At 68.5% G+C, this 8,555-nt stretch carries 9 protein-coding genes; 3 read left to right on the forward strand and 6 right to left on the reverse strand.

Translation table 11 applies throughout. From position 1 onward, the window contains the following. The first annotated feature begins 55 nt into the window (after positions 1-55). The 3 genes from ACOJSF_RS12320 (at position 56) to ACOJSF_RS12330 (ending at position 4,081) form a co-directional block, all read left to right on the forward strand. Complete coding sequence (locus ACOJSF_RS12320) at positions 56-1,168, forward strand: ATP phosphoribosyltransferase regulatory subunit (protein ID WP_420142494.1); 1,113 nt, start codon at positions 56-58, stop codon at positions 1,166-1,168. Between the two features lie 106 nt (positions 1,169-1,274). Continuing rightward, the gene (locus ACOJSF_RS12325; RefSeq protein ID WP_420142495.1) at positions 1,275-2,561 is read left to right on the forward strand and encodes an adenylosuccinate synthase; all 1,287 of its coding nucleotides are present in this window, start codon (positions 1,275-1,277) and stop codon (positions 2,559-2,561) included. A gap of 89 nt (positions 2,562-2,650) precedes the next feature. Further along, on the forward strand, positions 2,651-4,081 hold the full coding sequence (locus ACOJSF_RS12330) for a GH1 family beta-glucosidase (protein ID WP_420142496.1): 1,431 nt from the start codon (positions 2,651-2,653) through the stop codon (positions 4,079-4,081). Positions 4,082-4,106: 25 nt separating this feature from the next. Here ACOJSF_RS12330 and ACOJSF_RS12335 read toward each other — a convergent pair whose 3' ends face one another. The 6 genes from ACOJSF_RS12335 to ACOJSF_RS12360 all read right to left on the reverse strand — a co-directional run. After that, positions 4,107-4,640: a response regulator transcription factor gene (locus ACOJSF_RS12335; RefSeq protein ID WP_420142497.1), complete on the reverse strand. Its 534-nt coding sequence runs from the start codon at positions 4,638-4,640 to the stop codon at positions 4,107-4,109. After that, complete coding sequence (locus ACOJSF_RS12340) at positions 4,637-5,935, reverse strand: ATP-binding protein (protein WP_420142498.1); 1,299 nt, start codon at positions 5,933-5,935, stop codon at positions 4,637-4,639. The genes ACOJSF_RS12335 and ACOJSF_RS12340 overlap by 4 nt, the downstream gene beginning before the upstream one ends. Positions 5,936-5,947: 12 nt before the next feature. Then, positions 5,948-6,640, reverse strand: coding sequence for an SURF1 family protein (locus ACOJSF_RS12345; RefSeq protein WP_420142499.1), 693 nt, complete (start codon positions 6,638-6,640; stop codon positions 5,948-5,950). Next, on the reverse strand, positions 6,637-7,059 hold the full coding sequence (gene cyoD, locus ACOJSF_RS12350; RefSeq protein WP_420142500.1) for a cytochrome o ubiquinol oxidase subunit IV: 423 nt from the start codon (positions 7,057-7,059) through the stop codon (positions 6,637-6,639). The genes ACOJSF_RS12345 and cyoD overlap by 4 nt, the downstream gene beginning before the upstream one ends. Then, positions 7,056-7,688: a cytochrome o ubiquinol oxidase subunit III gene (gene cyoC, locus ACOJSF_RS12355; protein ID WP_420142501.1), complete on the reverse strand. Its 633-nt coding sequence runs from the start codon at positions 7,686-7,688 to the stop codon at positions 7,056-7,058. The genes cyoD and cyoC overlap by 4 nt, the downstream gene beginning before the upstream one ends. Before the next feature lie 3 nt (positions 7,689-7,691). Further along, positions 7,692-8,555: cbb3-type cytochrome c oxidase subunit I (locus tag ACOJSF_RS12360; protein WP_420142502.1), on the reverse strand; the 864-nt coding region annotated here is incomplete at its 5' end.

The raw sequence follows: 8,555 nt of genomic DNA on the forward strand, positions 1-8,555 counted from the left end.
TCAGCCTCGACGTCCCCTTTCGTCGGCGCGCCGACCCGCCTAAGCGGGCGGCCGCATGACTAGCGCTCCCGGATTGCTGCCCGAAGGCCTGCGCGATCGCCTGCCGCCCGAAGCGGAGGCGGCGTCGCGCCTGATGCACCGCGTGATCGTGGCGATCGGGCGCCACGGCTATGATCGCGTCCAGCCCCCCCTCGCCGAGTTCGAGGAGAGCCTCGTCGGGCGGCTGAAGTCGAGCCGCGCGACCGACCTGCTCCGCATCGTCGATCCCGTGTCGCAGCGGATGCTGGCGCTCAGGCCCGACATCACCGCGCAGATCGGCCGCATCGCGGTGACGCGGATGGGGCATAGCCCGCGCCCGCTCCGCCTCGCTTATGGCGGCCCGGTCATCAAGCTGCGCGCGACCCAGCTTCGTCCCGAACGCGAACTGCTCCAGGCGGGCGCCGAGCTGATCGGCACCGACAGCGTCGCGGCGGTGAGCGAGGTGATCGCGGTCGCGCTCGACGCGCTGCGCGCCGCGCGGGTCGAGGACATCACGGTCGATCTCACCCTGCCCGATCTGGTCGAGACGCTCGCCGCCGGCCCGATGCCGATCGCGCCCGATCGCATCGGCGAGGTCCGGCGCCTGCTCGACGCCAAGGATGCGGGCGGTCTCGCCGCTGCGGGTGCCGACTCCTATCTGCCGCTGCTTTCGGCCGCCGGCCCGGTCGACACCGCGCTCGCGCGGTTGCGCGCGTTCGACATCTTGGGCACGCTCGACACGCGCCTTGCCGGGGTCGAGCGCATCGCGCGCGCGATCGGCGGCGACGTCCGCCTGACGCTCGACCCGACCGAGCGGCACGGCTTCGAATATCAGAGCTGGATCGGCTTCTCGTTGTTCGGCGGTGGCGGATCGGGCGAGATCGGACGCGGCGGCAGCTATGCGATCGTCCACCCCGACGGGCGTGAGGAGCCGGCGGTCGGCATGTCGCTGTTCATCGACCCGCTGGTCGACATGGGGCTGGGGACCGAGCCCGCGCGCCGCATCTTCCTGCCGGTCGGGCATGATCGCGCGGCGGCGGCGCGGCTCCGCACCGAGGGCTGGACCACGCTCGCGGCGCTGGCGGAAAGCGACACGCCTGTCGGCTGCACGCACATCCTGGAGGGCGACGGCCCCGTCCCAATCCCCTGATCGTCACCCCGGACTTGTTCCGGGGCCCACTCCACGGCTAGGCGCTGGCCGCGCGGTGGATGCCGGAAAACGTCCGGCGTGACCGCAAAAGAGCAAGGTCTGAAGAATGGCTAACGTAACCGTCGTCGGCGCCCAGTGGGGCGATGAGGGCAAGGGCAAGATCGTCGACTGGCTGGCCAGCCGGGCCGACGTGGTGGTGCGGTTCCAGGGCGGGCACAATGCCGGTCACACGCTCGTGGTCGGCGACCAGACCTACAAGCTCTCGCTTCTTCCCTCGGGCATCGTGCGCGGCACCTTGTCGGTGATCGGCAACGGCGTGGTGCTCGATCCCTGGCACTTTCGCGACGAGGTCGCGAAGCTGCGCGGCCAGGGCGTCGACGTGAGCCCTGAAAACCTTCAGGTGGCGGAGACCTGCCCGCTGATCCTGCCCTTCCATCGCGATCTCGACGCGCTGCGCGAGGATGCGAGCGGCAACAAGATCGGCACCACCCGCCGCGGCATCGGCCCGGCCTATGAGGACAAGGTCGGCCGGCGCGCGATCCGCGTGTGCGACCTCGCTCATCTCGACAATCTCGAGCCCGAGCTCGACCGTCTGTTCGCGCACCATGACGCGCTCCGCGCCGGCTTCGGCCAGCCGCCGGTCGATCGCGACGCGCTGATGGCCGAGCTGCGCGACGTCGCGGCGTTCCTGCTGCCCTACGCCAGGCCCGTGTGGCGCACGCTCGACGAGGCGAAGGCGCGTGGGCGGCGGATGCTGTTCGAAGGCGCGCAGGGCGTGTTGCTCGACGTCGATCATGGCACCTATCCCTTCGTCACCTCCTCCAACACGATCGCCGGCACCGCCGCGAGCGGATCGGGCCTCGGCCCGTCGGCCGCCGGCTATGTCCTCGGCATCACCAAGGCCTATACGACGCGCGTCGGTTCGGGGCCCTTCCCCACCGAACAGGACAATGAGGTGGGCGAGCGGCTGGGCACGCGCGGCCACGAATTCGGCACGGTCACGGGGCGCAAGCGCCGCTGCGGCTGGTTCGACGCGGTACTGGTGCGGCAGGCGGTCGCGGTGTCGGGCATCACCGGCATCGCTTTGACCAAGCTCGACGTGCTCGACGGGTTCGAGGAGCTTAAGATCTGCGTCGGCTATCGCCTCGACGGGCGCGACTACGACTATCTTCCACCGCACCCGAGCGATCAGGCGGGGGTCGAGCCGGTCTATGAGACGATCGAGGGATGGAGCGGATCGACCGCCGGCGCGCGGAGCTGGGCCGATCTGCCGGCGCAGGCGATCAAATATATCCGCCGGATCGAGGAGCTGATCGGCTGCCCGGCGGCGATCGTGTCGACCAGTCCCGAGCGCGAGGACACGATCCTCGTCCGCGATCCCTTCCGCGACTGACGCCGCCATAACCCATATCAAGGGGCTTGCCGATACCCGCGGGTTTCGGCAGGTTCGGCCCATTCATAAAATGATTTGGGAGTGGGGATATGGCTGACCTTTCACGACGCGACATCGGCAAGCTGGTCGGCGCGTCCGCGCTCGTCGGCGGCGGCCTGGGCACGCCGGCGGCGCTCGCCGCGCCGCGCGATCAGAGCTTCCCGAAGGATTTCGTGTGGGGCTGCGCCACCGCTTCCTACCAGATCGAGGGCGCCTATCGCGAGGACGGACGCGGCCTCAGCAACTGGGATGTCTTCTCGCACACGCCGGGCAAGGTCGCGAATGGCGATACCGGCGATGTCGCGTGCGACAGCTACCACCGCTACCGCGAGGATAATCAGCTCCTGAAGAATCTGGGCGCCCGTGCCTATCGCTTCTCGATCGCGTGGTCGCGTATCTTTCCCGAGGGCCGGGGCACGGTCAATCAGAGGGGGATCGATCATTACAACCGCGTGATCGACGATCTGCTGGCGAACGGCATCACGCCCTACGTGACGCTGTTCCACTGGGATCTGCCGGCGGCGCTGCCCGGCGGATGGCAGAACCGCGATACCGCTTATGCCTTCGCCGATTATGCCGGCCTGATGGCGGGCAAGATTTCGGATCGCGTGAAGGACATCATGACGATCAACGAATTCCTGTGCTTCACCGACCTGGGGCACAAGGTCGGCACGAAGGCGCCGGGCCTGCGGCTGGGCCCGCGCGAGGTGAACCATGTGCGGCATAACGGCCTGCTGGCGCACGGCCTCGGCACGCAGGCGGTTCGCGCCAGCGCCAAGCCCGGCACCCGCGTCGGCCTGGCGGAGAATGCCGCCTTCCACATCCCCGTGATCGAAACGCCCGAGCATATCGCCGCCGCCAAGAAGGCGACGCGCGACGCGAACGCGATGTTCCTGACGGCGGTGATGGAGGGCAAGTATCCCGACTTCTATCTCGAGGCCGAGGGAGCGAACGCGCCCAAGATCCAGTCGGGCGACATGGCCGCGATCGGCAGTCCGCTCGATTTCGTGGCGATCAACCTCTACACCGCGCCCTACGTCCAGGCCGCCGACAACAAGGCGGGCTACACGGTCCTGCCCCCGACCGCGACCAGCCCGCGCATGGCGTCGCCGTGGCTGCGCGTGACGCCTGAGGCCGCCTATTGGGGCATCCGGCAGGTCAGCGAACTCTGGAACCCGAAGGTGCTCTACGTCTCCGAAAACGGCTGCTCGACCGACGACCCCGCCGTCAACGGCATGGTCAACGACGCCGATCGCGTCATGTACCTGCGCAATTATCTCGGCCAGTTCCAGCGCGCCACGGCGGAAGGCTATCCGCTAAAGGGCTATTTCCTGTGGAGCCTGATGGACAATTTCGAGTGGGAGGACGGCTATACCAAGCTGTTCGGCATCCACCATGTCGACTTCAAGACGCAGAAGCGCACGCCGAAGCTGAGCGCGGCCTGGTACAAGGAAGTCATCCGCCGCAACGCCTTGGTCTGACCGTCCGGGCCGGCAAGCGTCGCCGCTACAGGTGACGCTTGCCGAGCTTCCGCGCGAGCGTGCGGCGATGCATGCCGAGCCGGCGCGCCGCTTCCGACACGTTGAATCCGCACTCCGCGAGCGTCTGGTGAATATGCTCCCATTCGAGCGTGCGGAGCGAGGTGGGCTGCGCGGCCGGCTCGATCGCCACGTCGCCATCGGGCGGCGCATCGAACGCGGCCTCGATATCGTCGGTGGTGGCCGGCTTGCTCAGATAATTGGTCGCGCCGAGCTTCACCGCCTGCACGGCGGTGGCGATGCTGGCGAATCCGGTAAGCACGACGATCCGCATATCCGCGTCCGTCTGGCGCAGCCGCTTCACGCATTCGAGACCGGAGGCGCCGCCCAGCCGTAGATCGACCACCGCGAAGCCGGGCCGCAAATGCGCCGCCGCTTCGTCCAGATCGTCGGGACGCGCCACGACCTCGACGCTATAGCCGCGCCGCTCGAACGAGCGGGCGAGCGTGCGCGCGAAGACGGCGTCATCCTCGACGATCAGCAGCCGGCGCGGCTCGCTCATTCCCCCTCCCCGATCGCCAGCGACGCGCCCGGCCATGTCAGCAGGATCTCGCTCCCCCCACGGTGCAGGTTGCGCGCAGTGATACCGCCGCCGAGCGCCCGCAGCACGTTGGTTGCCAGGAAGAGGCCGAGTCCCGCCCCCAGCCGCGTCTTGGTGCTCTGGTAGGGCCGACCCAGATTCTTCAGGATCGCGGGCGCGAACCCGCGCCCGTCGTCGCGCACCGCCAGCCTAACCTGCTCGCCCGATCGGCTCGCCTCGACCACGATCCGCCGCGCGCCCGCCTCGACCGCATTGTCGAGCAGGTTGGCGATGGTCTGCGCGAGCGCCTGATCGCCGACGATCGTCACGTCCTCGCCGATCCGGTTGTGCCACTCAACGGGGATGCTCGCCCGCTCCCGCCAGTCGGCGACAATCCCTGACAGGAAAGCGGCGAGCGTGGTCCGCCGGGGGGCGTCGCCCCGCACCTCGCCCGAGGCGAGGAGGATACGGCCCAGTATCTCCTTGCAGCGCATCACCTCGCTGCGCATGTCGTCGAGTTCGTCGCGCAGGCGTGGCGACTCCGCGATGACCGGCTCGGTCCGCCAGTCGCCCAGCATCACCGCGATCGAGGACAGCGGCGTCCCCAGTTCGTGCGCGGCGCCGCTGGCGAGCAGACCCATGCGGACGATATGCTCCTCCTCCACCGCACGCTGGCGCAGCGCCGCGAGCCGCGTGTTGCGTTCGCCCAGATTGCGCACGATCCGCGTCACGAACATCGCCAGCAACGTCGCGGCGAGCGTGTAGTTGAACCAGCTCGCCACCACGTAGGGCCGCGACAGGTGCGAGGCATAGGCCTCCGGCAGCGCGAACGGCATCTTGCCGACCGCCAGCCAAGCAAACAGCGCGCTGGTCAGCACGACCAGCACGGCGCCGGCCCAGGGCGGCAGCAGCACGGCGGCGAGCACGACCTGCAGCAGGAAGAGCGAGATGAACGGGTTGCCGACCCCGCCGCTGACCGAAAGCTGCACCGTCAGGCAGGCCACGTCGACCAGCAGGGTCGCGAAGATCTGCGCATTGCCCACCATGCCGCGCCGCCGCGCCTCCCCCAGCACGAGGTTGAGCAGCGCGAGGATCCCAAGCGCGGCGAGCATCGGCTCCAACGGGAGCGGAACGCCCAGCGCGAAGCGCGCAATCAGGATCGTGGTGAGCTGCCCGCCGACCGCCAGCCAGCGCAGCTGAATGAGGAGGAGGATGTTGCGCCGTTCCGCCCCTTCGAGACGCGCCGGCAGTTTCGGCAGTTTGAGCGGCAGGGCCATGGCGTCGCCCCCTTAGCGCGGCGTGGGCTCCCGCACGACCCTCACCGCGAGCCACGTCATCATCGCCGCCAGCGCGAACCAGGTAAGCGCGTAGACGAGGTGGCTGTTGCGGAAGCGCACGACGGTCAGTCCGCCGCGCGGCCATGCGCCCGGGGTGCCCGCCGCCGCATCGATGAAATAGGGCGCGACCCGATCGAGGCCGTGCCGCGCCGCGATCGCGGCCACGTCGCGCGAAAACCAGCGGTCGGCGGCGGGATCGTTCGTCCGCAGGAAGCCGCCGCCCGGCTCGGTCACGCGCAGCAATCCGCGCACCGTGACCACGCCCGCCGGGACGGGCACACGACCGCGCCGGTCGGGCGGAATGAAGCCGCGATTGACCAGGATCGCGCCGTCGGGCGTGACGAGTGGCGTCATCACCCAATAACCGCCGCCCAGTTCGGTCAGCGCCTGCACGTAGGTGTCGGCATCGCGCCGCCACATGCCCCGCGCCTCGATCCGGCTATAGCTGTCGGCCGCGCCGATCGTCCCCCAGCGCGCCGGGCCGGGTGCCGCCGCATAGGGCGCCGCCAGCTTGCGTTCGACCTGCGCGATCAGGCCGAGCTTCCACGCCCGCCGTTCCACCTGCCACACGCCCAGCCCCGCCAGCAGCAGCGCCGCCGCCGCCGCGAGCGCGGCCAGCAGGATGCGGGCGCGGGCCCGCCTCACATCCCGCCGCTCGTCATCTCCGTCTGCATCTGCGGCATCATGTTCACGTTCATATGGTACATGACCCAAAGCGATCCGCTGATCGCGATCACTACCATGATGACGGTGAAGATCAGCGCCATCAGCGTCCAGCCATTCTCCGACTTGGCGTTCATGTGGAGGAAGTAGACCATGTGGACGACGATCTGGACCAGCGCCATCGCGGTGATGATGCCGGCGGTGATGCGCGCGTCGGCGATCACGTCGGTCATGACCAGCGCGAACGGGATCGCGGTCAGCACCACAGACAGCAGGAAGCCAGTCATGTAGCGGCCGCGCGTGCCGTGCGGCGCGCCACCATGATGATCGTGGGCGTGATGGTCGTGGCCGTGATGGCCGTGATCGTGGGTGTCGTGGGTGTCGTGGGCGTTGGCGCTCACCGGAGCACTCCCAGCAGATAGACGAAGGTGAAGACGCCGATCCAGACGACGTCGAGGAAGTGCCAGAAGAGCGACAGGCACTGCAGCCGGCGGACATTGTCCGCGATCAGCCCGCGCCGCGACACCTGGACCATCAGCACCACCAGCCAGATCAGGCCGAAGCTGACGTGCAGGCCGTGCGTCCCGACCAGCGTGAAGAAGGACGACAGGAAGGCCGAACGCTGCGGCCCCGCCCCCTCGTGGATCAGCTCGCCGAACTCGTAGAGTTCGATCCCGATGAAGGCGAGCCCGAACAGTCCGGTGATCGCCAGCCAGCCGAGCGTTGCCGACTTGCGGCGCTCGTCGGTTGCGATCATCGCGAAGCCGTACGTGATCGACGAGAAGAGCAGCATCGCGGTGTTGACCGCGACCAGCGGCAGCTTGAACAGATGCTCCGGCCCCGGCCCGCCCGCATAGCTCCAGCCATAGACGCCATAGGCCGCGAACAGCATGGCGAAGATGAGGCAGTCGCTCATCAGGTAGAGCCAGAAGCCCAGCATCGTGCTGGCTCCCGGCGGATGCGGGTGCTCGTCCAGATCGTAGAAGATCGGGGCCTCGGCGCCCGCGGCTACGGTATTCGCGCTGCTCATCGCTTATACTCCCGCCGCGGCGAGGGCACGGGTGCGCGCATCCTCGGCCTGCCGCACGTCTTCGGCCGGAATGTCGAAGTCGCGGTCATAATCGAACGTGTTGACGATCGCGGTCACGACCAGCGCGACGAACGCCAGCACCGCCAGCCACCACATGTACCAGATCATCGCCACGCCGAAGACGGTCGACAGCCCGGCCAGCACGATGCCCGCCCAGGTGTTCTTGGGCATGTGGATCGCGCGGAAGCCTTCGGTCGGGCGCGCGATCTTGCGCGCCTTCATGTCGTACCATGCGTCGAGCTCGTGGATCACGGGCGTGAAGGCGAAGTTGTAGGCCGGCGGCGGCGACGACGTCGCCCATTCCAGCGTGCGCCCGTTCCACGGATCGCCCGTCACGTCGACCAGCGTCTTGCGGTCGCGGATGCTGACGTAGAACTGCATCAGCATGGCGCCGATGCCGGCGGCGATGATCGCGGCGCCGATCGCGGCGACGACGAACCATACCTGCAGGCTGGGATCGTCGAAGTGACGCACGCGGCGGGTCACCCCCATCAGGCCGAGCACGTAGAGCGGCGTGAACGCGACCCAGAAGCCGACCACCCAGCACCAGAAGCTGATGACACCCCACTTGCGGTCGAGCTTGAAGCCGAACGCCTTGGGCCACCAGTAATTGATACCCGCGAACAGCCCGAACAGCACGCCGCCGATGATGACGTTGTGGAAGTGCGCTACCAGGAACAGCGAGTTGTGGAACTGGAAGTCGGCCGGCGGCACCGCCAGCATCACGCCCGTCATGCCCCCGATCACGAACGTCAGCATGAACGCGACCGACCACATCATCGGCAGCTCGAAGCGGATGCGCCCGCG

The sequence above is a fragment of the Sphingomonas sp. genome, from assembly GCF_048594985.1.
Taxonomy (GTDB): domain Bacteria; phylum Pseudomonadota; class Alphaproteobacteria; order Sphingomonadales; family Sphingomonadaceae; genus Sphingomonas_I.